The organism is Stenotrophomonas sp. VV52 (assembly GCF_002893095.1).
Lineage (GTDB): Bacteria > Pseudomonadota > Gammaproteobacteria > Xanthomonadales > Xanthomonadaceae > Stenotrophomonas > Stenotrophomonas aracearum.
Genome location: NZ_PKQQ01000013.1, coordinates 68,691 through 92,978 on the forward strand (window position 1 = coordinate 68,691; position 24,288 = coordinate 92,978).

Here is a 24,288-nt window from a genome sequence, read left to right on the forward strand (position 1 = left end):
GGCAGCACAGCGCCCATGCGGGGAGCGGAGACGTCATCATCAGGATGAGCGGACACAGGTAACGCGCAGACAGCTTCAGCACCGTGCACCTCCGATTCTTCAATGGCTGGTGCGCGCGATGCTATGCGCGCGGGTTCTGCAGCACGTTGAACAAAATCGGAAATTGGCGCAGCCACGCAGGGCGTGGCTCTACCGGGGGATTTTTCGCGAGCGATACACGCTGTCGGAGACGAACAGCAGCAGGCCTACCCAGATCGCGGCGAAACCGATCGCCTTGGCGCTGTCGAACGGTTCGCGGAAGAAGAACACGCCCAGCAGCAGGCCCAGGCTGGGGGCGATGTATTGCAGGATTCCGACCAGGGAGAGCGGGATGCGCTTTACGCCATAGGCAAAGCCGATCAACGGCAGTGCGGTGACCGCGCCGCCCAGGATCAGCAGCAGGTCGTTGCGCCAACCCCAGCCGCCGAAGAAGCCGCCGCCGTGTCCGGCCTCGCTCCACAGCGCGAAGCCGATGGCCGGCAGGAACAGGTACAGGCTTTCGATGCCCAGCCCGGCCACCGGGTCCACCGAGATCAACTTGCGCAGCAGGCCGTACAGCCCGAACGAGCAGGCCAGCCCCAGCGCAATCCACGGCGGGGTGCCGGCATCGACGGTCAGCCAGGTCACGCCGAGCGCCGCGCAGGCCACGGCCAGCCATTGCAGGCCGCGCAGGCGTTCCTTCAGCACCACCACGCCCAGCACCACGCTGACCAACGGGTTGATGAAGTAGCCCAGGCTGGTTTCGATCACGTGCCCGGCGTTGATCGCCCAGATGTACAGGCCCCAGTTGAAGGCGATGGCCAGGCTGCTCAGCGCCAGCGTGGGCAACGCGCGCGGCTGCGCGGCGATCTGCTTCCACCAGCCGGTGCCGTTGCTGATCAGCAGCCAGGCCACCACCAGCACGGTGCTCCAGATGATGCGGTGCGCGATGATCTGCTGCGAGGGCACCGCCTTGAGCAGGTGCCAGTACACCGGCACCAGGCCCCACAGGGTGAAGGTAAAGGCGGTGATGGCCAGGCCACGGCGCTGTTCCTGCAGGGGCGTCCTTTCCACTGCGCTCACTTGCGGCGGGTCCGGGCCAGGGTCAGCACCAGCACGCCTGCCAGGATCACGCCCATGGCCAGCAGGTCGCGCGGGCCGAAATGCTCATGGCCGATCAGCGCACCCAGCAGCACCGCGATCACCGGATTGACGTACGCATAGCTGGCGGCCAACGCCGGGCGTACGTTCTGCAGCAGCCACACATAGGCGGTGAAGGCGACGATGGAACCGAACATGCACAGGTAGGCCACGGCCAGCAGTCCATTCATGCTGGGCCAGGTGGTGGGGCGCTCGCCGGTGGCCAGGCCGAGGGCGACCAGCATCACGCCGCCGCACAGCATCTGGCCGGCAGCGGTCATGAACGGGCTGGGCAGGTCCAAACCACGCGCCCAGACCGAGCCGAACGCCCAGCCGATCGGGGCGATCAGCAGCAGGACCAGGCCCTGCGGGGAGGCGGTGAGGCTGCTGCCCGCATTCAGCCAGACCACGCCGAGGAAGCCGATGGCGATGCCCAGCCACTCGCCGCGGGTGGCGTGCTGGCCGCGCATGGCGCCGAACAGGGCCATCCACAGCGGCACCGAGGCCACGGCGGTGGCGGCCAGGCCGGAGGAGACGGTGCGTTCGGCCAAGACCACCATGCCGTTGCCCAGCACCAGCATGGTCAGGCCCATGATGACCAGGTTGCGCCACTGCCGGCCGGTCGGCGCGGGCAGGCCGCGCCAGCGCAGCACGGCGTACATCAGGCTGCCCGCCACGATGAACCGGGCCCCGGAGACGGTGGTCAGCGGAAGCGCGCCGCCCTCCAGGGCGAAGCGGATGCCCAGGTAGGTGGACCCCCAGACCACGTACACCAGCAGCAGGGCCAGGACGACCAGGCCGCTGCGGGGAGCGGCCTGCGGGGGTGCGGGGGTGGCGGCCATACGGGACCAGCGGGCGGGGGGAGAGGGGATTCTAGGCCTTTGCTGCAGGCGCGGCATGCCTTCTGGCGGCACGCTGTCGTGCCCGGACTAGTTACATGGTGCAATGCCCACCGGTCATGCACGTGGGGTAAGGTAAAAACTGCCTAGAACCACCGCTCCATCGTGAGGACCGTTTTCCAGCATGAGCATCTCCCCTACCCTTTCAGCGCCCGCCAATGACAAGGCCGCGCTGAAACGTTCGATCTCCAACACCCTGAAGGGCTCGGCCGGCAATCTGGTCGAGTGGTACGACGTCTACGTCTACTCGGTGTTCGCGGTCTACTTCGAATCCCAGTTCTTCTCGGCTGCCGACAAGAACTCCACCATCTATGTGTGGGCGATCTTCGCCGCCACCTTCCTGATGCGCCCGATCGGCGCCTGGTACTTCGGCCGCTTCGCCGACCGTTACGGCCGCCGCCTGGCGCTGACCGTGTCGGTGACCATGATGGCCGCCTGTTCGTTCCTGATCGCGCTGACCCCCACCGCCGCCACCATCGGGGGCTGGGCTGCGTTGATCCTGCTATTCGCGCGCCTGCTGCAGGGCTTCGCCACCGGTGGCGAGTACGGCACCAGCGCCACCTACATGTCCGAGGCGGCCATCCCGGGCCGTCGCGGCTTCCTGTCCTCATTCCACTACGTCACCCTGGTCGGTGGCCATGTGCTGGCACAGCTGACCCTGTTCACCATGCTGCTGTTCTGGGACAAGCCGGAAATTTCGGCGTGGGGCTGGCGCATCGCATTCGGCATCGGTGGCCTGGCCGCCATCGTGGTGTTCTGGCTGCGCCGCACGATGGATGAGTCGCTGACCGAAGATTCCATCGAAGCCGCCCGCGAAGGCCGCGCCAAGGCGTCGGGCTCGATGTACGAGCTGTTCGTGCACCAGTGGCGCCCGCTGCTGCTGTGCTTCCTGATCACCGCCGGTGGCACCGTGGCCTTCTACACCTACTCGGTGAACGGCCCGAAGATGATCCAGAGCGCCTTTGCCGGTACCGACGTGATGACCGGCACGCTGATCAACCTGGGCGTGCTGACCTTCCTGATGGTGCTGCAGCCGATTGGCGGCTGGCTCTCGGACATCGTGGGCCGCAAGAGCCTGCTGGTGTTCTTCGGCGTGGGCGGCGTGCTGTACAGCTGGTACCTGATCACCCAGCTGCCGAACCAGCACGACCCGCTGTGGGCCTTCCTGACCCTGGCCCTCGGCTTCGTGATCCTCACCGGCTACACCTCGATCAACGCGGTGGTGAAGGCCGAGCTGTTCCCGACCCACGTGCGTGCGCTGGGCGTGGGCTTCGGCTACGCAATGGCCAACTCGCTGTTCGGTGGTACCGCGCCGCTGCTGTACCAGGGCGCGCTGAAGACCGACCGGGTGGGCGACTTCGCCATCTACGTCACGGCGATCATCGCGGTGTCGCTGGTGGTGTATGTGTTCTTCCTGAAGAACAAGGGGCCGAACTATCTGGATGGCACCCTGAAATAATTCCGGATCGGAAAAATGACAAGGCCGGGGCATGCCCCGGCCTTTTTTTGCGTTTGGATTTACCTGGTTGCCGGCCAGCGGCCGGCACTACCGCTCAGCGACGCACAGCGTCGCTTCGCTCGCGGGTCTGGCGGAACTCCGAACCCTCTTCCCAATGCGGCCAGCGGCGGCTGTTGGCCAGCTCGGCACCCAGGTCGTAGACCAGCAGGGTGTCGGCGGCGTGGCCGGCCGGGTCCCAGGTGGGGGTCCAGGCGTCGCAGGCCTGGTGGTAGCAGTCGGCGAAGTACTTCTCGCGCAATGCCTTGCCGGCTTCCACGCCCCCTTCCAGCTTGTCCAGGCCCGGGCCGATGGTGATCGCCGGCACGCCCAGGCGGGCGAAGGCGAAGTGGTCGGCGCGGTAGAAGAAGCCGGCTTCGAGGTTCGGATCCGGGCTGTAGCTGCGGCCACGGGCCTTGGCCACGCGCTCCAGGTCGCCTTCCAGCGAGACGCGGCCCTTGCCCCACGAGGCGATGTCGCGGGTGGCGCCGTCCGGGCTGAACATCTCGATGTTGATCACCGCCGCGGTCTTCTCCAGCGGCGCCAGCGGATGGGCGGCGTAATAATTGGCACCCAGCAGGCCCTTTTCTTCAGCCGTGAGCGCTACGAAGTACAGCGTGCGCTGCGGCTGCGGGCCGGCCGCGAACACGCGGCCCAGCTCCAGCACCGTGGCCACGCCGGTGGCGTTGTCGATCGCGCCGCGGCGGATCTTGTCGCCCTTGGCGTCGGGTTGGCCGATGCCGAACGCGTCCCAATGCGCGGAGAAGATCACCGCCTCATCCGCATGCGCGCCGCCCGGAAGCTTGGCGACCACGTTGCGGGTGACCACCTGCTCGCGCTTGAGCTTGAACTGCGCCGACAGCGTGGCGTCGCCCAGCACCACCGGCTGGAAGCCGGGGGTCATGGCCTTGCGCTTCTCCGCCTCGAAATCCAGCCCGGCGTCGCGGAACACCTGCTCGGCCACCGAGCGCTGCATCCAGCCCCGCAGCGGCACGTGCTGGGCCAGCGCCTGCTCCGGGGTGCGCTCGATGTCGAACAGCGGCGAGGTGCCCGAGCTCTTCACCGTGGCCCAGCCATACGCCGCCGGGGCGGTTTCATGCACGATCAGCACGCCCTGTGCGCCACGTCGCGCCGCTTCCTCGAACTTGTAGGTCCAGCGGCCGTAGTAGGTGACTGCCTTGCCGTCGAAGGCGCCCGGGCGATCAGCCTCGAAATCGGCGTCGTTGATCAGCATGACGGCGATCTTGCCGTGCAGGTCCACGCCCTTGTAGTCGTCCCACTGGCGTTCGGGCGCGTCGATGCCGTAGCCGACGAACACCAGCGGTGCGTTCCTGATGTCGACCGACGCCTGCGGACGCAGGCTCTGCATCGTCACATCCACGCCGTTTTCCAGCGCGCGCGCCTTGCCCTTCTGGCGCAGCGCCGCGCGCACCGGGCCGTCGACCGAGGCGCGCACCATCGGCACCGGCTGCACCCAGCTGCCGTCCGGGCCGCCCGGCTGCAGCCCGGATTTTCGGAATTGCTCGATCAGGTACTGCACGGTGCGCTCTTCGCCGGGCGAGGCCGGGGCGCGCCCTTCGAACTCGTCCGAGGCCAGGATCCGCACGTGACGCGACAGCGCTTCGGGGTCGATGCCGCCGCCCGGCAGGTCATTGGCCGCGTGGGCCAGCCCGCCGACGAACAGACAGGACGACAACAGCAGCATGCGCATCGGATTCACGGCAGACACCAGAAAAAGAACGGAATGCCAAAGTGTAACGTGACACTTCAGTTACCGTGCACGCCTCAGCGCCGGTCGCGGTCCAGCCAGCACGCCAGGCCCTGTGCGTTGAGCTCGATATCCATGGCGAGGATGCGCTCGACTGCGGCATCGTCCAAGCGGCAGCCGTGCGCCTGCGCGCGCTCCAGATAGAGCGCGGTGAGTGCCGAGACAAGGCAGCGATGGCGGTCGGGGCGCTCATCGCACTGGCGCCCGATTTCCACCATCGCATCGATCTGCTCGATCAGGTCGGCGGCCAGCGCGGGGATATCCTCCACGCGGCCGTAGTGGGTGAGGTATACCGCCTGCGGTTCCAAGGCGAGCAGGCGCGCGATGGACTGCTTGAGCGGTTCGGGGTCGAACTGCACCGGCGAGGAGGTGGGAACGATGAAAGCGCCGCGTGCGCTGTCCAGCTCGCGGTAGGACAGCCCGAAGGTGTCGCCGGTGAACAGGCTCCGGCTGCGTTCGTCCCACACGCACAGGTGGTGGCGCGCATGCCCGGGCGTGTCCAGGCACAGCAGGCTGCGCCCGGCCAGGTCGACGCGGTGGCCGTCTTCGGCAATCACGATGCGCGCGGCCGGCACCGGCAATACCGGGCCATAACTGCGCGCGATTTCCTCGGCGCCATAGACTTCGGTGGCACCGGCGACCAGGCGGGTGGGGTCGACCATGTGCGGTGCGCCGCGCGGGTGCACCACCAGCGTGGCGTTGGGCAGCTGCTGCATGAGCAGGCCGGCGCCGCCGGCATGGTCCAGGTGCACGTGGGTAAGCACCAGCCAGTCCACCTGTTCCGGGGTGCAGCCCGCACGCTCCAGCGCGGCGAGCATGGCCGGTACGGCCAGGCCGGTGCCGCAGTCGATGAACGCGGCGCGGCCCTTTTCGACGATCAGGTAGGCGGCGTCGAAGTCATTGCGCTGGAACGCGGTGTCGATGGTGAAGATGCTGGGGTCCACGTACATCGGCTCATCCCTGGCAGAAACGGTATACCGACCCAGTCTAGGGCGAACCGGCGGCCGGTTTCGATGCGGCTTTGGTCGCACGCTGGGCCAGCCAGCTGCCGCGCAGCAGCAGCGCGGCCACCATCACCCCCAGGAACGCACCGTAGGCGTAAAGCACCGCGAGCACCTGGCGCCAGATCGGGCCGGCGTCGCTCTGCACCACGCCGATATGGTGGCCCCACAGCATGGCGGCAATGCTGAGCACGAACGCCAGCACCAGCGCGGCGCCGTCGAACAGGCGCCGCGCGGTGTTGCGCGGCTGGCGGGGGAACATCCAGTACAAGGTGCCCAGCAGGATGAACCAGGGCAGGAACAACACCAACGACAACCAGGCCATCGTGTTTCCTCCGTTGACGTTTCCATCGACCAGCGGTCGATGGCTACCGCACGCACCGCATCAGGCGGACTGGTCGCGCAGCTCCTGCAGCGCGGCCAGCACCACGTCTACTTCCACTTCCAGCTTGAACAGCTCGCTCTGCAGCTGGTCGCCCTGCTCGGCCTGCTTGAGCACGCCGATCAGCTGGCCGGCGTCGCGCGGGGAATCGAAGGCCTCGCTCTGGATCAGCAGGGTGCCGTCGCCGGCCTGCAGCTTGAAGTAGAAGCGGCCATCCTTTTCGCGGTACTGCTTGAACAGCGGCGGCGCAGCGCGCGCCACGCCGCCGTCTTCCGCGGCGATGCTGCCGGCAGTGGAGAGGTCGCGCAGGCCCACCGCGTGGCGCAGTTCCTTCAGCAGCGGAATGGCGCACTGCTCGCGCAGCTGCTGGCCGCGACGGCGCAGCAGCGCTTCAATCTTCTCCGGCTCGGCCATCAGCGCGTCGTAGCGCTCGCGCAGCGGAGTCAGTTCGGCGTCGATGCGCTCGAACAGCTGCTGCTTGGCGTCGCCCCAGCTGATGCCGTCGGCGAAGGCCTGGGCAAACGCCGCGGTCTGTGTCGGGCTGGCGAAGGCCTGGTACATCTGGAACAGCGCCGAGCCTTCGGTGCTCTTGGGCTCGCCCGGTGCGCGCGAGTCGGTGAGGATGGAGAACACCAGCTTCTTCAGTTCCGCGCGCGGGGCGAACAGTGGAATGGTGTTGTGGTAGCTCTTGCTCATCTTGCGGCCGTCCAGGCCGGCCAGGGTGGCGACCTGCTCGTCGATCACCACGTCCGGCAGCGGGAAGTATTCCTTGCCGTACACGTGGTTGAAGCGCTGCGCGAAGTCGCGCGCCATTTCGATGTGCTGGATCTGGTCGCGGCCCACCGGCACCTGGTTGGCCTTGAAGATCAGGATGTCGGCGGCCATCAGCACCGGATACATGAACAACCCCGCGCTGATCCCGGCGTCTTCGTCCAGCTGTTCTTCGCGGTTCTTGTCCACCGCCGCCTTGTACGCATGGGCCCGGTTGAGGATGCCCTTGCTGGCGATGACGGTCAGGAACCACATCAGCTCGGTGGTTTCGGGAATGTCGCTCTGCCGGTAGAACCAGACCTTGTCCGGATCCAGCCCGCACGCCAGCCAGCTGGCGGCGATCTCCAGGGTCGAGCGCTGGGTCCGCTCCGGCTCCTGCGCCTTGATCAGGCTGTGCAGGTCGGCCAGGAAGAAGAAGCTCTCGATGTCCGAGGCGGCACTGGCGGCAATGGCGGGGCGGATCGCGCCGACATAGTTGCCCAGGTGGGGGGTGCCGGAGGGGGTGATACCGGTGAGAACGCGGGTGGTCATGTGGGAATCATTACAGGCAGTTGAACGCCCCCAGTTTACCTGCCCACGCCCAACCCCGTTGGCCGGCCCGGCGCGTTGAAGGTCATACCCAACCGCGAAGGCCCCTGCCATGAAACGCCTGACCCTGCCCCTGCTTGCCGTGCTGGCCCTGTGTGGCTTCAAACCCGCCGTTCCGCCCCGTGCCGACGCCGGCCCGGTCACCCTGAGCCTGGTCGACCGCGACCAGCAGCGGGAACTGCCCACCTGGCAGCACCGCGGCCAGCGCTGGGTGGCCGGCAGCCAGGGCACGCCGTACGCGGTGCGCCTGCGCAACAACAGCCCCGAGCGGGTGCTGGTGGTGCTGTCTGTGGACGGCCTGAACGTGATCAACGGCGAGGTGGCCTCGCCTGACCAGACCGGCTACGTGCTGGAGCCCTGGCAGAGCGCGGACATCACCGGCTGGCGCAAGTCGCAGCGGGAGGTGGCGCAGTTCGTGTTCACCCACCCCGGCAACAGCTACGCCGACCGCACCGGCCGCCCGGACAACATCGGCGTGATCGGCATCGCGGTGTTCAACGAGGCCGAGCGCTGGGTGCCACCGACCCCGCGCGTGCCGCCGGTGCCACGCGAGAAGAGCCGGGTGCAGGTGCAGGCATCGGCCGAAGCCGCCGCCGACAGCGCGATGCCGTCGGCCCGGGCGAGCGGCTCAGTGGCCGCTGCGCCGGCGCCCGCGTTGGGCACCGGCCACGGCCCGCGCGAAGCGTCGTATTCGGGCAGTACCACCTTCGAACGCGCCAGCCGCCTGCCCGCGCAGCGCGTGGACATCCGCTATGACAGCGAGCGCAACCTGGTGGCGCGGGGCGTCATTCCGACCCGGTACCGCAGCAACGAGAGCGGCCCTCAGGCGTTTCCCAACCGCTTCGTGCCTGACCCCCCCGCGTACGGCTGGCGCTGAGCCGGACGGGTACGCGCATACGAAAAAACGGGCCGCAATGCGGCCCGTTCCGGTTTCATACCCTCGTCGCGGTACTGCACCGCGCTGGCCCGCGCTGCGAGTCAGTGGAAATCCGGGTAATCCTTGCGCATGGAGGCTTCGAAGTCCTTGACCTCGCTTTCGGCGCGATCGCGCGCCCAGCCATAGCGCTCCTGCAGGCGGCCCGCCAGGTATTCGGCATTGCCTTCGGCCACCTTGAAATCGTCATCGGTCAGGTCGCCCCACTTTGCCTGCGCCTTACCCTTCAGCTGCGTCCACTTGCCGGAAATGATGTCTTTGTTCATGGGTTCGCGTCCTGTAGTGCAACGGCAATGTCGCCGCAGGAACAGGATGCAATAACGCGTGTTTCCAGGCGGTCAAGCGCGGATGAAGCGCGCGCTCACTTCATTGAATGGCAGAAAAAGCGGCGGAAATCACAAAAAAAAATGGCCGGGAATCCCGGCCATTCTTCGTTGCACGCCAGCGCGAGGCTGGCCTGCATCGTTGGATCAGTTGCCCTTGGCGGCGTCTTCAACCGACTGCCCGGCCTTCTGCACATCCTTGCCGGCACCGGCAACGGTGTTGCAACCCGACAGCATGGCCAGCGAAACCATCGACAACAGCATCAGTGCAATAACACGCTTCATAGGGTTCTCCTGATTAGTTCAACGTCACTACCGAATTCCGGCCCCACCTGCCTTTGGCAGATCGCGGTGGCATTGCCGCCGCGTGATGTGCAATCTGGGGTCTGGCGCGTGCAATCGATGTGAACGCGGCGCGCGGCTGTTCAGCCACGCGCCGGGAACCGGCCAGGCGCCTCAGTCGCGCATCAGGGTGGACTTGCCGAACAGGCTCTCCACCAGGTCCACCGCCAGCGACCCGGTGGCGTTGTGGTCGTCCAAAATGGGGTTGAGTTCAACGATGTCCAGCGAGCCCATGCGGCCGGTGTCGGCGATCATTTCCATCACCAGCTGCGCCTCGCGGTAATTCACCCCGCCCGGCACCGTGGTGCCCACGCCGGGAGCGATGCTGGGGTCCAGGAAGTCCACGTCGAAACTCACATGCAGGTGGGTGTTTTCGTCCACGCCTTCCAGCGCCGCTTCCACCGCGCGCTTCATGCCGACCTCGTCGATGTAGCGCATGTCATACACATCGACCTTGTGCTGCTTGATCAGGCGCTTCTCTTCCTGGTCCACCGAGCGGATGCCGATCTGGCGCACCTGCTGCGGGGAGATCGCCGGGGCGTGGCCACCCAGGCGGGTCAGCGCGTCCGGGCCGAGCCCGCACAGGCAGGCCACCGGCATGCCGTGCACATTGCCCGACGGGGTGACCTCGCTGGTGTTGAAGTCCGAATGCGCGTCCAGCCACAGCACGCGCAGGGTGCGTCCCTTTTCGCGGCACCAGCGGGCGACAGCGGTGATGGAGCCGATGCCCAGGCAGTGGTCGCCGCCCAGCATGATCGGCAGGCGGCCGGCCTGCAGCTCGGCGTAGGTGGCGTCCATCAGCACGCGGTTCCACTCCACCACCTCGTCCAGGTGGCGGTAGCCTTCGACTGGCGACGTCCACGGATTGCGCGGGCCCACCAGGTCGCCGCAGTCGCGCACGTCCACGCCGCGCGCCTCCAGCGCGTCGACGAGGCCGGCGATGCGCAGGGCTTCCGGGCCCATGCTGGCGCCACGGTGGCCGGCGCCGATATCGGTCGGCACGCCGATCAGGGACACCGCAGGTTGACGCTTGCTCATGCTGACTCCACACACACGGAAAATCAGACCAGTCTAGTGACGGTGCCGCCGAAACACGCGCGGCGGCGCAGCAGCGGAGGACGTCGCGCGGCGTGAAAGCCTTATGTGTCAATGGTTTGACACATTGCAAAGAAACGGTCGGTTCATCTTACGTTAGCCGTTCTGGCGAAATTTACGTGCTACATTTCACACTTCTTCGCAGTACTGATTGACTAACCCGCAAAGGGTTGGTCTGTCTTTCGTTTTGTCTCAGGGGGCAGTACGTGCAGCGCAGCAGCATCCACCAGATCGTCCGTAATGCCAGTGGCGAGAGCCAACCGGCCCGGCAGTTGTATGACGTTGCCGCCATCGAAGCGGTGTTCCAGCAGTCGCGCGAGCGCGAGCGGGGCTTGAGCCTGCTGATGCTCTCCACCGCCGACGGCCGCGCCGTGGCCGAGGATTCCTCGCTGGGCGTGGACGGTCGCCGCCTGGCGGCGATGGCCAATTCGTTCCTGACCCTGGGCGAGACCGTGTCGCGCGAACTGGCGCTGAGCGATGCGGACTACGCCACCATCTGCACCAAGCTGGGCAACGTGGTGCTGATCCGCATTGCCGCCGACAAGCCGCTGACCCTGACCGCCGTGGCCAGCCACGAGGTCAACATGGCGGTGCTGCTGTTCCATGCGCGCGAGTGCGCCAACCGTCTTGATGCCGTGCTGCGCGACCGCGCGGCCTGAGCCCCTCCGATTTCGTTGTGCCCTTCCGGCAGGCGTTCGCCTGCCCCTCCCACTGCCTGAAGTAAAAAGGATTTACGTGCCCAATCTCAATCTGGAAAAGCTCAACTCGCTCGCCGGTTTCGTCGGCGCCGCCCTAGTCGACGGTGACAGCGGCATGGCCCTGGCCATGGTCGGCGGCGGCAACATCAACCTGGAACTGGCTGCGGCCGGCAACACCGAAGTGGTGCGTGCCAAGCGCCGCGTGGCCGAGTCGCTGGGCCTGTCGGACACGCTCGAAGACCTGCTGATCACCCTTACCACGCAGTACCACCTGATCCGTCCGCTGGAAAGCAACCCGCTGCTGTTCCTGTACGTGGTGATGGACCGCAGCAAGGCCAACCTGGCCATGTCGCGCCACGAACTGAAGGCCTTCGAGAAGACCCTGGACTTCAGCTGATCGACGCTGCAACGGCCGCGCTGCGGCCGTTGCATCCGTTCCGCGCCACACCCCATGAATACCCCCACCCGTTCCTTCCGCATATCCGCCGTCGGGCTGGACGTGCTGCACCAGACCCGCCTGAAGCTGGCCAGTTCGATGCTGCTCGCCGAGCGCATGGACGTGGTGCTGCAGCCGTGGTCCACCGACAGCTGCGACCTGCTGGTGATTGGACTGGACCATGCCGATTCGGCGCGCGCGCTCAGCGAAGCGCACGCATTGAACGTGCCGGTCCTTCCCATCGCGCGTCGCTTCGCCGACCCGGCACCCGGCCGCCTGCCGCACGGCGCAACCGTGCGTGCCATCAACGAGCAGTTGTCCAGCCTGCTGCTGGCTGCGCCCAGCGTGGAGCGCCCGGTGCAGGGCGTGCCGTTGCTGCTGCAGCTGGCGTCCGCAACCGGCAGACCGGCGTTGCGCCTGCTGCAGCGCGGTGGCATTACCGTGCTGGTGGATACGGCCACGCGCAGCATCGGATTGGCACCCTCAACGACGTTGTCCGACGTGGTTGCGCAGCTGGATGACATCGCCTGGTCGGGCGAGGCGATTGATGCGCCCACCTTCCAGCACCAGTATGCGTACCGACTGCCGCAGCGGCATTCGTTCGAAGCGCTGTATTTCTGCATTGCGCGCCATCGCCCGGAGCTGCTGCCGCCGGTGGCCGAGCACACCGCACTGAAGCTGCGCCATTGGCCCGACCTCACCGCCGAGGATGTGCCGGGCACCTGGCTGCTGGCCATCGCCTGCCTGCATGCCCGGCCGTGGCAGGCGAGTGCACTCGCCGCCGCTTGCCAGATCCCGCGCGACACGGTGCAATCCCTCTTCTGCGCTGCTGTTGCCAGTGGCCTCGCACTGAACCAGGAGCCTGCCGTGACCCCTCCTTCCCGCCGCCGCGATGCCGGTGATTCGCGCTTCTTCTCGTGGGTGGCGCGCCGCTTCGGTCTGAACCTGTTCCAGGGGAATTCGGCATGAGCCTGCCCGCCAACAAGCTGGTGTTCGTCGGCAGCATGGGCGCCGGCAAGACCACGGCGGTGCGTGCGATCTCCGACGTGGAGCCGGTCAGCACTGAAATGCCGATGAGCGAAGACGCGATGGGCGACAAGGTGGAAACCACCGTCGCGCTCGACTACAGCTCGATCGAACTGGACGACGGCGAACTGCTGCACGTGTACGGCGTCCCCGGCCAGCGCTACCTGGACTTCATGTGGCCGATGGTCTGCGAAGGCGCGCTTGGCGTGATCGTGCTGGTCAGCGCCGGTCATCCCGACCCGGTAGCCTCCACGGTGGAACTGCTGCAGGAATTCTCGCGTATCGCGCCGGACGCCAGCCTGGCGGTGGGCGTGACCCGCACCGACGAACACCCCGCGCTGCTCATTCCCGAATTCCGCAATGCGCTTTTCGAGGCTGGACACCGGCTGCCGGTCATGCGCGTGGACGCGCGCTCGGCAACGCAGGTGACCTTCCTGGTGAAGTCGCTGCTGTCGTATCGGTACGCGGAAACGAATTGAGTCGAGGAGCCGGCCAGCGGCCGGCACTACGGGCGGATGCTCGCCGTGACATCGATGGTGCCGACACCCGGATTCGAACTGGGGACCTACCGCTTACAAGGCGGTTGCTCTACCAACTGAGCTATGCCGGCAAAGGCACGGCGACGGCATTGGCCGGCGCGGAGGGCGATTCTAGCGCAAGCCTGCGCATTCCAGCGAGCGTTGCTGGGCGGCACCGCTGCGCTGGCGGACGGCACTGGGGGTGGCCTGGTCGGCAAGGGCGGCGTCGACCCACCATTGCGCGGTGCCGGCGCTGCCGCCGACCAGGCGGGCATTGAAGCCGGCCGCGCTCAGGGCGGCCAAGCGGCGCTCGGCGCCTTCGCGGTTGCGGTACTGGCCCAGCGCGATGGCGTTGGCGTCTTCGCCCTGGGCCATGATGTAGTAATCGCTGATGCCGGCGGCGGCAATGCGCTTGACCGTGGCCTGCGCCTCTTCGCGGCTGGCGGCGGCCGGCATCATCACCCGGTAGGTGCTGCTGGCGCCGGGCTTGGCCGTCTCACGCAGGCGCGAGCGCTGGACCAGCGCGCCGGCCTTGGACTGGGCGGCCATGGCGGTGTCGCGATCGGCAAACGGGCCGAGGCTGATGCATTGGAGCGGGCCGGGGGCGGGAGCCGGGGCCGGAGATGGCGTCGCCGGTGCGGGCGCTGCCGGGGCGGCCGTCAAAGCAGAAGCAGAAGCAGAAGCAGCAGTTTGCGCCGGAGAGGTCGCGCGCGGTTCAGGCGGCCGGGCAGAGCCCGGCGCTACTTCGGAGGCCGGCTTTTCAGCGCCATTGGTGGCCGCCGGGGTGGCGTCGGTCAATGCGGCACCTGCGGCATCCGGGGCTTCTGCTGGCGCGCCTGCCGGCGCGGCCGCCTTCGGCGTCTCGAGCAGCTGCAGCTGCGCCACGCCGGTGGGTGGGGCGGGGGGCGGTGCTGGCGCAGCGTCACCGCGCAGCATCCACCACAGCGCAACGCCTACATTGAGGATGGCCAGTACGACGATCAGGGCACGGGTAAGCATGCGGCGATCCTACCGCGCCGCCGGTGGCTGGTGCACCGCCCAGCGCGCGAGGCCATCCAGGACCAGCGCCGGTTGGAACTGCGCGTCGCCCAGCAACGGCAGCAATGCGGGTGCACCACCGCCATGGACCAGCAACGCCGGCACCGCGCCCAGCGTGGTGGCCGCCTGCATGCGACTGCGTTCGATCAACGCCACGGCGGCACCGTCGCAGCCGGAGGCCAGCGCATCTGCGGTGTCGTTGGCGAATTCGCTGTAGTCGCCGCCCTGCGCGGGCAACTGCACCGCGCGCGCGCGCAGGGCCTCACGCATGGTGGTGGGCGAGGCGGAGATGCGCCCGCCATGGTGCTGGCCGTCGGCATCGAGCAGGTCGATGGTGAGCGCGGTGCCTACCCCGGCCACCAGCACCGCCTCGCTGCGTTCGGCAGCGGCGATGAGGGCCAGGTAGCGGTCCACGCCAAACTTCGCCGGGTCCGCATATGCGATGCGCACGCCCGCGCAACTGGCTTCGGTGCGTGCGACCCGCACGTGCTTGAAGCGTGCTTGCAGCACCTCGAGCATGCTGGCGGTGAGCGACGCGGCAGCCACGCTGGCCACATACGCGGTGTCGCCGCTGGGCAGCAGCGCCAGCGCATCGGTCGGCATCGCTTCGGCACCGTGCGGCCAGGCCTGCACGTCGCCGGCGCGGTTGCCCTGCAGCGGTGCGAACTTGAACCGCGAATTCCCCAGGTCGAACAACCAGTCGCTCATTGCGCCCTCACGCTGACTTCCCCGGCATGGAACACGCGTTCGCTGCCGTCGATGCGCACGCGCAACGCACCATCGTCGGCCAGCCCCAGTGCCTGCCCTTCATGCAGCACGCCTCCATCGTCCACCCGCACGTTGCGTCCGGCCAGACTGTCCAGCGCGGCATAACGCGGCAGGAATGGCGCCAGTCCGTCGCCCTCGAATGCGTCCAGCGCCGGCAGCAATGCGGCCAGCAACCACGCCACGACGTCATTGCGGCTGACCTCGTCGCCGAGCAGCGTGGCCAGATCGGTCCACGGCTGGGTGATCTCCGCGGCGAACGCGGCCGGCATGCGCACGTTGATGCCCAGCCCGATCACCGCGCGTGCCGGGCCGGCGAATTCGCCGCCACCTTCCACCAGCAGGCCACCGAGCTTGTGGCCGTCGACCACGATGTCGTTGGGCCACTTCAGGCCCACGTTGGCCACGCCGTGCGCGCGCAGCGCCTCGGCCACCGCCACGCCGGCGACCAGGCTCAGCCCGCCCAGCCGCGACAGGCCACCGGCGAAACCGCGCAGCACCGACAGGTACACATGCGCCGCCAGCGGCGAGGCCCAGGCCCGCCCGCGACGGCCGCGGCCGCCGGTCTGGCGTTCGGCCAGCAGCACCCGTGCGCCGCGCTCGGGCGCGCTGCACCGCAACAATTCGGTATTGGTCGACCCGACCGACCAGGACACATCCAGGCTTTCCAGACCGGCCTGCTGCGCGGGGTTGAGCGCATTCAGGATCGCAGCCGCGTCCAGCAGGTCCAGCCGCTGCTGCAGCTGGTAGCCGTCGCCGGCACGCCCATCGACCTCGATGCCCGCCGCCCTAAGTCCTTGAATCCGCTTCCAAATGGCGGCACGGGTCTGGCCCAGCTCGCGCGCCAGCGCGTCGCCGGACAGTCGCCCGGCGCCCAGTTTGGCCAGCAGTTGGCGGTCGTCCACGGCAGCTTCCATCGGTTGATCGGGAAAAGTATGCGGGAAAGCGGCCGAACGCGCTTTTCGGGAGGCTTCCAATCGACGCCGTGAATCGGGCTAGAATCGAAGATTGACCGTTTTCGCCCCTTCACGGACTTTGACGATGCGCCACGCCCATTGCCTGATCCTGCTGTTGGCTCCCCTTGCCGCGCATGCGTCCGATGCGATGGCCAGCTCGGGGCGGGGCGGTTGCGTGTATTCGGCAGCGGAAAGCGAGCGCCCGGCCCCCGCCGCCGCACCGGCAACCCCGGCGCCGGCCACGGTCAAGCCCAGCGCCGCCGCACCGGTCAGCACCGGCGGTGGCGGCGACGATGAGGTGCTGCCGCGCCTGCGTGCACCGAAATGGCACAGCTTCCTGCCGGGCATGTTCCGCTGATCCAGTCGTTGTTGCGCTGGCTGCGGTCCGCGCCGCGTCCCATTCCTGAAACGTCCTGGCAACGCACCTGCCAGCGTAGCGCGTGGCTGCGCGGTTTGCCGGCCGAACGACGGCAGCGCCTGCGCGAATTGTCAGCTGCGTTCCTGCACGACAAGACCATCACGCCGATCGGCGGACTGCAGCTGGGCGACGATGATGCGGTACTGATCGCCGCGCTGTGCTGCTTGCCGCTGCTGGAACTGGGTGAAGTGGGACTGCGCGGCTGGTCGCAGGTGCTGGTCTATCCCGAAGGCTTCATCGTGCCGCAGAGCGAGATGGACGAAGACGGGGTGCTGCACGAGTGGGAAGAAGAGGCGATCGGCCAGGTCTCGCACAACGGGCCGCTGCTGCTGTCCTGGCATGACGTGCAGGCCGAGCTGAAGCACCCGCATGAAGGGGCCTGCGTGGTGGTGCATGAGATGGCGCATCGGATCGATGTGCTGGACGGCGTGCTCGATGGCACCCCGCCGTTGCCGCGCGACTGGCAGAAGCAGTGGGCCGCCGATTTCCAGCAGGCGTTCGATGCGCTGTGCGCGCAGGTGGATGATGGCCAGGAGACGGTGATCGACCCGTATGCGGCTGAAGCACCGGATGAGTTCTTCGCGGTGGCGACCGAGTACCACTTTTCCGCGCCGGACCTGCTGGAGCAGGAGATGCCAGCAGTGGCAGCGCACCTGCGCAGGTTCTATGGGGCTTCGCCCTCGTTTTGAGGGTGTACCGGCCAGCGGCCGGTACCTACCGACTAAGGGCCGGGCGGCAGCTTCACTTCAAACCGCGCGCCACCCAGTTCCGGCGAACGCTTCACCTGCAGTTCGCCGCGATAGTCCTTGATCAGGTCCTGCACGATCGACAGCCCGATGCCGTGGCCCTGCACGCGTTCGTCGCCACGCACGCCACGCTGCAGCACCTTGGCGATGTCTTCCGGCGCGATGCCCGGGCCATCATCGTCCACCGAAAGCAGCAAGCCTGCGCGACGCACGCCCCGCTCCGTAAGCGGCTTGGCGGTCAGCAGCACGCGGCGGTTGGCCCACTTGAAGGCGTTCTCCAGCAGGTTGCCCAGCAGTTCCTGCAGATCGCCCGGTTCGCCGTGGAAGCGCGCGGCCTCGTCGATGTCGAACTCGCACAGCACGCCCTTGGACGCGTAGACCTTCTCCAGCCCACGCACGATTTCCTCGGCGTTGGATTCGATCGGCAACGGTGCCGAGAACAGCTTGTGCCCGGACGATGCCGCACGCGCCAGCTGGTAGCCCACCAGGTTGTTCATGCGTCGCAGCTGCACGTCGAATTCTTCGCGCAGGTCCTGGTCCTGGGCACCACTATCCAGCTGCGTGCGCAGCACCGCCAGCGGGGTTTTCAGGCTGTGCGCGAGATCGGCCAGCGTGTTGCGCTGTCGCTCGAGATTTTCGCGCTCACTCTCAATGAAGGCATTGATGCTGTCGGTGAGCGGTTCCAGCTCACGCGGGTGGCGTTCGCTCATGCGCTCGGTTTCGCCGCGCTGGACCTTGGTCAGCTCGGTGATCACGCGGCGCATCGGGCGCAGGCTCCACTGCAGGATCACCGTCTGCAACAGCAGCAGGATCAGACCGGCACCACCCATCCAGAACCACACCCGACCACGGAACACGCGCAGCTGCGCACCGAGCGCGCGCGAGTCTTCCATCACGTAGATGGTGTACGGGAATTCGGTGGCGGGATCGGCGTCGGCGTCCCACACCAGGCCCAGGCCGTAGCGGTACACCGAGCCCTGGCTGCCATCGATCTGGATCATCGGCAGCGGGCCTTCGAACACTTCCTGCCGCGGGGCCAGCAGGCCGCCGCCCACGGTGGGCAGCATCGGGCCTTCGGCGGACATCGAGTTGCCCTTGCCGTCCGGCATCACCACCTGCAGGTACAGCCCGCTGCCGGGCACGTCGAAGCGTGGATCCGGCGGCTGCTCGCGGATGTACAACGAGCGGTCGCGGGTGAAATCGATGCCGGCCGCGTACGCGGTGGCGTAGTTCTTCAACCGCTCGCGCAGGTTGGCGCGCGCGGTGTCGGCGAATGCCGCATCCAGCGCATAGCCGGCGATCGCCAGGAAGGCGATCAGGCTCACACTGGCAGCCAGCAGCTGGCGCGCCTGCAGGGAGCGCGGCCGCCAGCGTTTAAAGAACCACAGACGGCCTGACATCATCCCGTCACCGCACCAGCGGCTCAGCCCTCGTGGTTGCGCGGAATCGCGAAGCGGTAGCCACGGCCACGCACGGTTTCGATCGGCTTGAGCTCGCCGTCCGGATCCAGCTTCTTGCGCAGGCGCCCGATGAACACTTCCAGCACGTTCGAGTCGCGATCGAAGTCCTGCTGGTAGATGTGTTCGGTGAGGTCGGCCTTGGAGACCAGTTCACCGGCATGCATCATCAGGTATTCGAGCACCTTGTACTCGTAGCTGGTGAGGTCCACGTTGCTGCCTGCAACGCTGACGGTCTGCGCCGCAAGATCCAGCGCGACCGGGCCACATTCGAGGGTGGGCTTGCTCCAGCCGGCAGCGCGGCGCAGCAGCGCGTTGACGCGTGCCAGCAGCTCTTCGACGTGGAACGGCTTGACGAGGTAATCGTCGGCGCCCTGCTTGAGCCCTTCGACCTTGTCCTGCCAGCTCGAGCGGGCGGTAAGGATCAGCACCGGGAACTTCTTGCCCTCGTCGCGCAGCGCCTTGATCAGTTCCATGCCCGACATCTTGGGCAGGCCCAGATCGATGATGCCTACGTCGAACGGCACTTCGCGGCCCATGTACAGACCTTCCTCACCGTCCTGTGCGGCATCGACGGCAAAGCCTTCGCGCTTGAGCCGGGCTGCAAGGGTTTCCCGCAGCGGGGCTTCGTCTTCGACCAGAAGGATACGCATGAACTCTCCCTAGTGTCCTGGGTGTGGCCTGGGGCCAGTGGCTAACAGATGACTGCGGACAACTATCCCCGTTCAGGGGTTATCGCCGCGTAGTGATGACATATCCGAACGCGGCGTGCGGGGCTGTGAACGCGGCTGGGCAGGGTCGTCCATGTAGCGGACCCGGCCCCGGTCATCCATGTATTTCACCCGGTTGATGTCCCGCCCATCGAAGGGCACCCGCTCGGCACCCAGGATGTGGCCGCCGGTGGTGCGCTGGACCCGGCGCACCGCGTCGGACAGGGACCGCTCCTGCGGGGCACCACGGGACGCCCGGACCATCTCGCCGCGGGCCGGTTCCGGCTGCGGGGCCTGCGCAGCCGCGCTGCCGATGGCAGCAACGGCGCAGGTCGCCAGCACGGCGGCAACGGCAATTCGACGGTGGCGGGGCAGGGAGAGCATCGGGTCTGATCCTAACGGAGCGCGTCAAAACGTTCAAAAGTTGTGAATCGGCGAGCGTCGGCCTGGGCCGGCGCTTTACGAATCTTTTGCAAATTCTTGGTTTTACGCAGTGAATCCGGTCTGAACTTTTCCGACCCCCGCTTCGCTTCGTTCATCTAAGTGAACCTTGCAGGGTCTTGCTGGGCGGTGTCAAGCCGCGACGCGTTCGGCCTGGTTGCGGGTGATGGTCAGCGCCTGCTCGATCAGCGCCCAATCGGCGCCCGGGCGGTGGGCACCCTCGCTCAGCACCTGGCGGAATGCGCGGCCGCCCGGCTGGCCGTGGAACAGGCCCAGCAGGTGGCGGGTGATGTGCTTGAGGGCCAGGCCGCGCTCCAGCTGCGCCTCGATGTAGGGGCGCATGGCGCGCAGCAGCGCCTCGCGCGGCTGCGGCGGAGCGCCGGTCTGGGCCGCCTCCAGCTGATGTAGCACGTAGGGGTCGTGGTAGGCCGCGCGGCCCAGCATCACCCCGTCCAGCGCCGGCAGCTGGGCCTGGCAGGCCTCCACCGTGGCCAGGCCGCCGTTGAGGACGATCTGCAGGTTCGGGCGGTCGGCCTTGAGGCGGTGCGCCCAGTCGTAGCGCAGCGGCGGCACTTCGCGGTTTTCCTTCGGCGACAAGCCCTTCAGCCACGCGTTGCGGGCGTGCACGATGAACATTGCGCTACCGGCGTTGGCGGACTGATCGACGAAGTTGACGAAGGTTTCGTAGTCGTTGTCTTCATCCACGCCCAAGCGGCATTTGACCGTGACCGGGATGTTCACCGCCTGGACCATGGCCGCCACGCACTCGGCCACCAGGGTGGGTTCGCGCATCAGGCAGGCGCCGAAGCGCCCGGCCTGGACCCGGTCGGAGGGGCAGCCGCAGTTGAGGTTGACCTCGTCGTAGCCCCAGTCCTGTGCGATTTCCGCCGCCTGCGCAAGCAGGGTCGGATCGCTGCCGCCGAGCTGCAGGGCGAGCGGATGCTCGCTGCCGTCATAGCCGAGCAGGCGTTCGCGGTCGCCGTGGATCACGGCGTTGGCGTGGACCATTTCGGTGTACAGACGCGCGCCGGGGGCCAAGATCCGGTGGAACACGCGGCAATGGCGGTCCGTCCAGTCCATCATCGGGGCAACGGACAGGCGCAGGGATGCGGCGTAGCGGTCTGCGAGGGCGGCAGGCAGGGTCATGGGGTGTCGGGTCTGGCAGGGAAGTGCTGGGTTTGCCAGCGCGATCAATAGTTTACACCGGAGGCCTGAACCGGGCCGGGAATGGGCGGGAGACCCGAGAATCCTCGACCGTCGAGCCCAGCCTTGGAGTGTGTAGTCAAAGACGGGCAATCTACTGACCACGGCCCCCACTTCGTCCATGGTCGCTGCGGCTCATGCCGGGACTCTTTCGATTTCACCATGCGCGTTCTGCACCCCTCCACCTTCGACAGCAGCACGGAACAGGGCGTACTTCGCCTTTCCATCGCGGCCTCATTCGGCGTCGCGGCCATCGCCGTGGCCTTTGGCCTATACGCCAACTCATCGCTCATCATCTTTGACGGCATCTATGGCTTGATCGATGTGGTGATGACCTGGCTGTCGCTGCTGGTGGTGCGGCTTATCAGCCTGTCCACCAACGTGGACGCGCTGCAGTCGCGATTAAACCAGCGCTTTACCATGGGCTTCTGGCACCTGGAGCCGATTGTGCTTGGGGTGAGCGGCACGCTGATGATCGGTGCGGCGTTGTATGCGGCGGTCAATGCGGTCGATGCACTGATGTCCGGCGGCCGCGAGATCGCGCTGGGGCCGGCCATTGTGTTTGCGGTGATCTCCATCATCGTCGAGAGTGGCCTGGCGTTGTTCGTACGACGCGCCAACCGCTCCATCGGCTCGGAGTTCATCGCGCTGGACGCGAAGAACTGGGTGGTGGCAGCAAGCATGTCGGCGGCCTATCTGGTGGCATTCGGCGGCGGCTGGCTGCTGCGCGATACCGGGTGGGCGTGGCTGGTGCCTTACATCGATCCGGCCATCCTGCTGGTGGTCTGTCTATTCGTGGTCGTGGCGCCACTGGGCACGGTGCGGCAGGCGCTGTCGGACATCCTGCTGATCACGCCGGTCGACCTGCAGGCGCATGTGGATGAGGTGGCTAGCAGCATCGTCGCCAAACATGGCTTCATTGAGCATCGCAGCTACGTAGCGAAGGTCGGCCGAGGCGACCAGATCGAGCTGTTCTTCGTGGTGCCGGCGAACGACCCGCCGCGGCAGCTGGTCGAATGGGACCAGCTGCGCGATGAGATTGGCGAGGCACTGGGCGAGGAGTCGACGGATCGGTGGTTGACGATCATGTTCACCACCGACCGGGAGTGGACGATCTAGCGCTGCAGCCGCTCCCTGTGGTTCAAGGCTCCTGATGGCCTCTCAGGGACGAGCGCAGATTGCCGCAGCTCACAGCTCCATAGGCGACAGTGATCGTAACGTCTTGGATCGACTTGCTTGCGAAACACCCGGTAAAGGTGTGCGTGACTGTCATATCCGCGGAGTCCGGCAGCCCTTCGCACGCCTTCAGCGCCTGCAGTTCCACGCTGGATTGAAGCGTCGCGAGGTCGTTGCAGGGATGAGCCGCCGCGCGCGTCTCGTAGCTGGCCGCTGCGTCCCCTTCGGGGAGGTGTTTGCGGTCGCTCCAGGCAATTGCCACGGACGACGCTGCGGCAGCCAGCAGCAGGAGTGCTATGACGGACTTCGCGAACGTACGAGGCTTGTTGACGTTGGATGGAACTGGACGTGACTTTCTGGAGAAGGGTGAGACAGCCAAACGAGAAACCTCTTGGAACGCTTCCTAGCGTGGCCCATCACTCTAGATCTCAAAACTCCATGATTGCATCGGCCTTTTCTCCACTTGGATGTAGGGAAAATTGGACCTGCATCACACCACTACCCCCTGCTTCCACTGCCGCGGTGACTGGCCCGTCTGCGACTTGAACGCGCGCGACAGCGCTGCTTCGCTTCCATAGCCCACATCAATCGCGATCCGCTTGAGCGGCTGGCCTTTGCGCAGCGCCTGCTGCACCAGGCGCGTACGCCAACCCTGCAGGTAATGCCCCGGCGTGCTGCCGATGGTGTCGCGGAAGCTGTCGGCGAAGGCGCTGCGCGACATGCCGGCGCGTTGGGCGAGAAGTTCGAGCGTCCAGTCCTGGGCGGGTTCTTCGTGCATGGCCACCAAGGCATGACGCAGGCGGGGGTGGGACATGCCGGCAAGCAGGCCTACGCGCAGCTGACCGCTCTCCATCAGTGCGCGCAGGATCTGGATCAACACGACTTCGAACAGGCGGTCGAGCAGCGCCTGGCGACCGCAGCGCTGGGCGAAGGCTTCGTCGAACAGCACCGAGAGGATCGGCTGGCCGCCGTAGAGCTCCTCCAGCGGCAGGCAGATCACCGGCGGCAGTGCGGCGGCGACCGGGCTGTTGCCGCCGCCTTCGAACTGCAGGTGGGCGCAGGCGAAGTCGGCGCCGGCGTCCGGGTCGGTGAGGAAGCGGTGCGCCATGGGCCGCGGGTAGACAAGCACGCTCGGCTGGGTGATCTCCAGCACGCTGCCGTCGGGATGTTCCACGCGCACGTGGCCGTTGCGGATGAGGTGCAGCTGGCCGCGCTCGCCTTCGGCCGGCAGGGCGGTGATGCCGCACAGGGCGCCGGCGTGGAAGACCTCGGCGTTGACCGCGAAGCGGCCCAGCAGGGATTGCAGGCGGTCGACCATTTCGGACTCCAGATCAAGTTTTCTGGATCTTATGTTGCCACACGTCCGCCCGGGAGGCGCAAAGTACACCTCACCAACCGGTCCATTCCGTTCACAGCCAGGAGATTCCCATGTCGATTGAAAAGGTTCTTTACACCGCGCACGCCACCGCCACAGGCGGCCGCGAAGGCCACGCCACCTCGTCGGACAAGGTGCTGGACGTGCAGCTGTCCACCCCGCGCGAGCTGGGCGGCGCTGGCGGCCCGGGTACCAATCCGGAACAGCTGTTTGCTGCCGGTTACTCGGCCTGCTTCCTGGGTGCGCTGAAGTTCGTGGCGGGTCAGGCGAAGGTGGCGCTGCCGGCTGAGACCAGCATCACCGGCAATGTGGGTATCGGTCAGATTCCGACTGGCTTTGGCATTGAAGTGGAACTGCAGATCAGCGTGCCGGGCCTGGAGCGTGCACAGGTTGAAGAGCTGGTGCAGAAGGCGCACATCGTGTGCCCGTATTCGAATGCTACCCGCGGCAATATCGATGTGACGTTGACCATCGTGTAAAAAAAAATGGGCGGGTGCCGGTCGTATTTGACCGGGCATCCGCCCATCCCACCGCGGTGGATCCCTGTTATGGGATGCGTTCTGTTTCTA

General features: G+C 67.0%; 28 protein-coding genes and 1 tRNA gene. 10 read left to right on the top strand and 19 right to left on the bottom strand.

The window, feature by feature from the left end; all coding sequences use genetic code 11:
- Positions 1-189: 189 nt before the first annotated feature.
- Together rarD and yedA are read right to left on the bottom strand one after the other, a co-directional pair.
- A complete protein-coding gene (gene rarD, locus C2U58_RS17585; protein WP_253256783.1) occupies positions 190-1,092 on the bottom strand; it encodes an EamA family transporter RarD in 903 nt (300 codons plus the stop codon).
- Between the two features lie 5 nt (positions 1,093-1,097).
- Positions 1,098-2,000: a drug/metabolite exporter YedA gene (yedA, locus tag C2U58_RS17590; protein ID WP_102947036.1), complete on the bottom strand. Its 903-nt coding sequence runs from the start codon at positions 1,998-2,000 to the stop codon at positions 1,098-1,100.
- Between the two features lie 181 nt (positions 2,001-2,181).
- Here yedA and C2U58_RS17595 point away from each other — a divergent pair, with 181 nt between their 5' ends.
- Positions 2,182-3,516 (top strand): MFS transporter, encoded by a 1,335-nt coding sequence (locus C2U58_RS17595; protein ID WP_102947037.1) that lies wholly within the window; start codon positions 2,182-2,184, stop codon positions 3,514-3,516.
- 94 nt (positions 3,517-3,610) lie between these two features.
- Here C2U58_RS17595 and C2U58_RS17600 read toward each other — a convergent pair whose 3' ends face one another.
- The 4 genes from C2U58_RS17600 to C2U58_RS17615 form a co-directional block, all read right to left on the bottom strand.
- Complete coding sequence (locus C2U58_RS17600; protein WP_102947038.1) at positions 3,611-5,263, bottom strand: M28 family metallopeptidase; 1,653 nt, start codon at positions 5,261-5,263, stop codon at positions 3,611-3,613.
- Between the two features lie 74 nt (positions 5,264-5,337).
- Positions 5,338-6,270, bottom strand: coding sequence for an MBL fold metallo-hydrolase (locus C2U58_RS17605; RefSeq protein ID WP_102947039.1), 933 nt, complete (start codon positions 6,268-6,270; stop codon positions 5,338-5,340).
- 37 nt (positions 6,271-6,307) lie between these two features.
- On the bottom strand, positions 6,308-6,646 hold the full coding sequence (locus tag C2U58_RS17610) for a hypothetical protein (RefSeq protein WP_102947040.1): 339 nt from the start codon (positions 6,644-6,646) through the stop codon (positions 6,308-6,310).
- Positions 6,647-6,706: 60 nt separating this feature from the next.
- On the bottom strand, positions 6,707-8,005 hold the full coding sequence (locus tag C2U58_RS17615; RefSeq protein ID WP_102947041.1) for a tryptophan--tRNA ligase: 1,299 nt from the start codon (positions 8,003-8,005) through the stop codon (positions 6,707-6,709).
- 109 nt (positions 8,006-8,114) lie between these two features.
- Between C2U58_RS17615 and C2U58_RS17620 the strand changes: the two genes are divergently transcribed.
- A complete protein-coding gene (locus C2U58_RS17620; RefSeq protein WP_102947042.1) occupies positions 8,115-8,939 on the top strand; it encodes a hypothetical protein in 825 nt (274 codons plus the stop codon).
- Positions 8,940-9,040: 101 nt separating this feature from the next.
- On the opposite strand, the gene C2U58_RS17625 is transcribed toward C2U58_RS17620, so the two are convergent.
- The 3 genes from C2U58_RS17625 to rocF all read right to left on the bottom strand — a co-directional run bounded on the left by C2U58_RS17625 (position 9,041) and on the right by rocF (position 10,699).
- The gene (locus C2U58_RS17625) at positions 9,041-9,262 is read right to left on the bottom strand and encodes a CsbD family protein (protein WP_070208476.1); all 222 of its coding nucleotides are present in this window, start codon (positions 9,260-9,262) and stop codon (positions 9,041-9,043) included.
- Between the two features lie 204 nt (positions 9,263-9,466).
- Positions 9,467-9,604, bottom strand: coding sequence for an entericidin A/B family lipoprotein (locus tag C2U58_RS17630; protein ID WP_068848583.1), 138 nt, complete (start codon positions 9,602-9,604; stop codon positions 9,467-9,469).
- Positions 9,605-9,775: 171 nt separating this feature from the next.
- The gene (gene rocF / locus C2U58_RS17635; protein ID WP_102947043.1) at positions 9,776-10,699 is read right to left on the bottom strand and encodes an arginase; all 924 of its coding nucleotides are present in this window, start codon (positions 10,697-10,699) and stop codon (positions 9,776-9,778) included.
- Positions 10,700-10,962: 263 nt separating this feature from the next.
- On the opposite strand from rocF, the gene C2U58_RS17640 reads away from it, so the two are divergent.
- From C2U58_RS17640 to C2U58_RS17655, 4 genes are all read left to right on the top strand, one after another.
- Entirely contained in the window at positions 10,963-11,415 is a 453-nt protein-coding gene (locus tag C2U58_RS17640) for a hypothetical protein (protein ID WP_102947044.1), read from the top strand.
- A 76-nt stretch (positions 11,416-11,491) separates the two neighbouring features.
- Complete coding sequence (locus C2U58_RS17645; RefSeq protein WP_070208473.1) at positions 11,492-11,851, top strand: hypothetical protein; 360 nt, start codon at positions 11,492-11,494, stop codon at positions 11,849-11,851.
- 54 nt (positions 11,852-11,905) lie between these two features.
- A complete protein-coding gene (locus tag C2U58_RS17650; protein ID WP_102947045.1) occupies positions 11,906-12,859 on the top strand; it encodes a hypothetical protein in 954 nt (317 codons plus the stop codon).
- Positions 12,856-13,395 (top strand): ATP/GTP-binding protein, encoded by a 540-nt coding sequence (locus C2U58_RS17655; RefSeq protein WP_102947046.1) that lies wholly within the window; start codon positions 12,856-12,858, stop codon positions 13,393-13,395. Before C2U58_RS17650 ends, C2U58_RS17655 begins: the two co-directional genes overlap by 4 nt.
- Positions 13,396-13,450: 55 nt before the next feature.
- Here the strand turns inward: C2U58_RS17655 and C2U58_RS17660 are convergent.
- The 4 genes from C2U58_RS17660 to birA form a co-directional block, all read right to left on the bottom strand.
- A tRNA-Thr gene (locus tag C2U58_RS17660) sits at positions 13,451-13,526 on the bottom strand.
- A gap of 40 nt (positions 13,527-13,566) precedes the next feature.
- On the bottom strand, positions 13,567-14,433 hold the full coding sequence (locus C2U58_RS17665; protein WP_102947047.1) for an SPOR domain-containing protein: 867 nt from the start codon (positions 14,431-14,433) through the stop codon (positions 13,567-13,569).
- A 9-nt stretch (positions 14,434-14,442) separates the two neighbouring features.
- Positions 14,443-15,180 carry a type III pantothenate kinase gene (locus C2U58_RS17670; RefSeq protein ID WP_102947048.1) on the bottom strand — a complete coding sequence of 246 codons (738 nt, stop codon included), beginning with the start codon at positions 15,178-15,180 and terminating at the stop codon, positions 14,443-14,445.
- Positions 15,177-16,142, bottom strand: a complete 966-nt coding sequence (gene birA / locus C2U58_RS17675) for a bifunctional biotin--[acetyl-CoA-carboxylase] ligase/biotin operon repressor BirA (RefSeq protein ID WP_102947072.1) — start codon at positions 16,140-16,142, stop codon at positions 15,177-15,179. The genes C2U58_RS17670 and birA overlap by 4 nt, the downstream gene beginning before the upstream one ends.
- Positions 16,143-16,278: 136 nt before the next feature.
- Between birA and C2U58_RS17680 the strand changes: the two genes are divergently transcribed.
- Together C2U58_RS17680 and C2U58_RS17685 are read left to right on the top strand one after the other, a co-directional pair.
- Positions 16,279-16,551, top strand: coding sequence for a hypothetical protein (locus tag C2U58_RS17680; protein WP_102947049.1), 273 nt, complete (start codon positions 16,279-16,281; stop codon positions 16,549-16,551).
- Positions 16,518-17,300: a M90 family metallopeptidase gene (locus tag C2U58_RS17685; protein ID WP_102947050.1), complete on the top strand. Its 783-nt coding sequence runs from the start codon at positions 16,518-16,520 to the stop codon at positions 17,298-17,300. The genes C2U58_RS17680 and C2U58_RS17685 overlap by 34 nt, the downstream gene beginning before the upstream one ends.
- Before the next feature lie 32 nt (positions 17,301-17,332).
- On the opposite strand, the gene C2U58_RS17690 is transcribed toward C2U58_RS17685, so the two are convergent.
- From C2U58_RS17690 to dusA, 4 genes are all read right to left on the bottom strand, one after another.
- Complete coding sequence (locus C2U58_RS17690) at positions 17,333-18,757, bottom strand: sensor histidine kinase (RefSeq protein WP_070208480.1); 1,425 nt, start codon at positions 18,755-18,757, stop codon at positions 17,333-17,335.
- A 23-nt stretch (positions 18,758-18,780) separates the two neighbouring features.
- Positions 18,781-19,467 (bottom strand): response regulator transcription factor, encoded by a 687-nt coding sequence (locus C2U58_RS17695; RefSeq protein WP_102947051.1) that lies wholly within the window; start codon positions 19,465-19,467, stop codon positions 18,781-18,783.
- Between the two features lie 72 nt (positions 19,468-19,539).
- Positions 19,540-19,908 (bottom strand): hypothetical protein, encoded by a 369-nt coding sequence (locus tag C2U58_RS17700; protein WP_102947052.1) that lies wholly within the window; start codon positions 19,906-19,908, stop codon positions 19,540-19,542.
- Between the two features lie 189 nt (positions 19,909-20,097).
- Entirely contained in the window at positions 20,098-21,111 is a 1,014-nt protein-coding gene (gene dusA / locus C2U58_RS17705; protein ID WP_102947053.1) for a tRNA dihydrouridine(20/20a) synthase DusA, read from the bottom strand.
- Between the two features lie 219 nt (positions 21,112-21,330).
- Between dusA and C2U58_RS17710 the strand changes: the two genes are divergently transcribed.
- On the top strand, positions 21,331-22,287 hold the full coding sequence (locus C2U58_RS17710) for a cation transporter (RefSeq protein ID WP_102947054.1): 957 nt from the start codon (positions 21,331-21,333) through the stop codon (positions 22,285-22,287).
- A 22-nt stretch (positions 22,288-22,309) separates the two neighbouring features.
- Here the strand turns inward: C2U58_RS17710 and C2U58_RS17715 are convergent, their stop codons facing one another.
- Positions 22,310-22,606: a hypothetical protein gene (locus C2U58_RS17715; RefSeq protein ID WP_102947055.1), complete on the bottom strand. Its 297-nt coding sequence runs from the start codon at positions 22,604-22,606 to the stop codon at positions 22,310-22,312.
- A 228-nt stretch (positions 22,607-22,834) separates the two neighbouring features.
- The gene (locus C2U58_RS17720) at positions 22,835-23,662 is read right to left on the bottom strand and encodes an AraC family transcriptional regulator (RefSeq protein ID WP_102947056.1); all 828 of its coding nucleotides are present in this window, start codon (positions 23,660-23,662) and stop codon (positions 22,835-22,837) included.
- Between the two features lie 110 nt (positions 23,663-23,772).
- Between C2U58_RS17720 and C2U58_RS17725 the strand changes: the two genes are divergently transcribed.
- Entirely contained in the window at positions 23,773-24,198 is a 426-nt protein-coding gene (locus C2U58_RS17725; protein WP_102947057.1) for an organic hydroperoxide resistance protein, read from the top strand.
- Positions 24,199-24,288: the final 90 nt, after the last annotated feature.

What these genes read in the sequence shown, in the direction of transcription:
- C2U58_RS17685 (WP_102947050.1), top strand. Translation starts at nt 16,518, where the DNA reads ATGGCACAGCTTCCTGCCGGGCATGTTCCGCTGATCCAGTCGTTGTTG.
- C2U58_RS17605 (WP_102947039.1), bottom strand. Translation starts at nt 6,270, where the DNA reads ATGTACGTGGACCCCAGCATCTTCACCATCGACACCGCGTTCCAGCGC.
- C2U58_RS17680 (WP_102947049.1), top strand. Translation starts at nt 16,279, where the DNA reads ATGCGCCACGCCCATTGCCTGATCCTGCTGTTGGCTCCCCTTGCCGCG.
- C2U58_RS17630 (WP_068848583.1), bottom strand. Translation starts at nt 9,604, where the DNA reads ATGAAGCGTGTTATTGCACTGATGCTGTTGTCGATGGTTTCGCTGGCC.
- rocF (WP_102947043.1), bottom strand. Translation starts at nt 10,699, where the DNA reads ATGAGCAAGCGTCAACCTGCGGTGTCCCTGATCGGCGTGCCGACCGAT.
- C2U58_RS17710 (WP_102947054.1), top strand. Translation starts at nt 21,331, where the DNA reads ATGCGCGTTCTGCACCCCTCCACCTTCGACAGCAGCACGGAACAGGGC.
- C2U58_RS17670 (WP_102947048.1), bottom strand. Translation starts at nt 15,180, where the DNA reads ATGAGCGACTGGTTGTTCGACCTGGGGAATTCGCGGTTCAAGTTCGCA.
- C2U58_RS17600 (WP_102947038.1), bottom strand. Translation starts at nt 5,263, where the DNA reads ATGCGCATGCTGCTGTTGTCGTCCTGTCTGTTCGTCGGCGGGCTGGCC.
- C2U58_RS17720 (WP_102947056.1), bottom strand. Translation starts at nt 23,662, where the DNA reads ATGGTCGACCGCCTGCAATCCCTGCTGGGCCGCTTCGCGGTCAACGCC.
- C2U58_RS17695 (WP_102947051.1), bottom strand. Translation starts at nt 19,467, where the DNA reads ATGCGTATCCTTCTGGTCGAAGACGAAGCCCCGCTGCGGGAAACCCTT.
- C2U58_RS17620 (WP_102947042.1), top strand. Translation starts at nt 8,115, where the DNA reads ATGAAACGCCTGACCCTGCCCCTGCTTGCCGTGCTGGCCCTGTGTGGC.
- yedA (WP_102947036.1), bottom strand. Translation starts at nt 2,000, where the DNA reads ATGGCCGCCACCCCCGCACCCCCGCAGGCCGCTCCCCGCAGCGGCCTG.
- C2U58_RS17700 (WP_102947052.1), bottom strand. Translation starts at nt 19,908, where the DNA reads ATGCTCTCCCTGCCCCGCCACCGTCGAATTGCCGTTGCCGCCGTGCTG.
- C2U58_RS17665 (WP_102947047.1), bottom strand. Translation starts at nt 14,433, where the DNA reads ATGCTTACCCGTGCCCTGATCGTCGTACTGGCCATCCTCAATGTAGGC.
- C2U58_RS17650 (WP_102947045.1), top strand. Translation starts at nt 11,906, where the DNA reads ATGAATACCCCCACCCGTTCCTTCCGCATATCCGCCGTCGGGCTGGAC.
- C2U58_RS17625 (WP_070208476.1), bottom strand. Translation starts at nt 9,262, where the DNA reads ATGAACAAAGACATCATTTCCGGCAAGTGGACGCAGCTGAAGGGTAAG.
- C2U58_RS17725 (WP_102947057.1), top strand. Translation starts at nt 23,773, where the DNA reads ATGTCGATTGAAAAGGTTCTTTACACCGCGCACGCCACCGCCACAGGC.
- C2U58_RS17615 (WP_102947041.1), bottom strand. Translation starts at nt 8,005, where the DNA reads ATGACCACCCGCGTTCTCACCGGTATCACCCCCTCCGGCACCCCCCAC.
- C2U58_RS17610 (WP_102947040.1), bottom strand. Translation starts at nt 6,646, where the DNA reads ATGGCCTGGTTGTCGTTGGTGTTGTTCCTGCCCTGGTTCATCCTGCTG.
- C2U58_RS17655 (WP_102947046.1), top strand. Translation starts at nt 12,856, where the DNA reads ATGAGCCTGCCCGCCAACAAGCTGGTGTTCGTCGGCAGCATGGGCGCC.
- dusA (WP_102947053.1), bottom strand. Translation starts at nt 21,111, where the DNA reads ATGACCCTGCCTGCCGCCCTCGCAGACCGCTACGCCGCATCCCTGCGC.
- C2U58_RS17690 (WP_070208480.1), bottom strand. Translation starts at nt 18,757, where the DNA reads ATGTCAGGCCGTCTGTGGTTCTTTAAACGCTGGCGGCCGCGCTCCCTG.
- C2U58_RS17595 (WP_102947037.1), top strand. Translation starts at nt 2,182, where the DNA reads ATGAGCATCTCCCCTACCCTTTCAGCGCCCGCCAATGACAAGGCCGCG.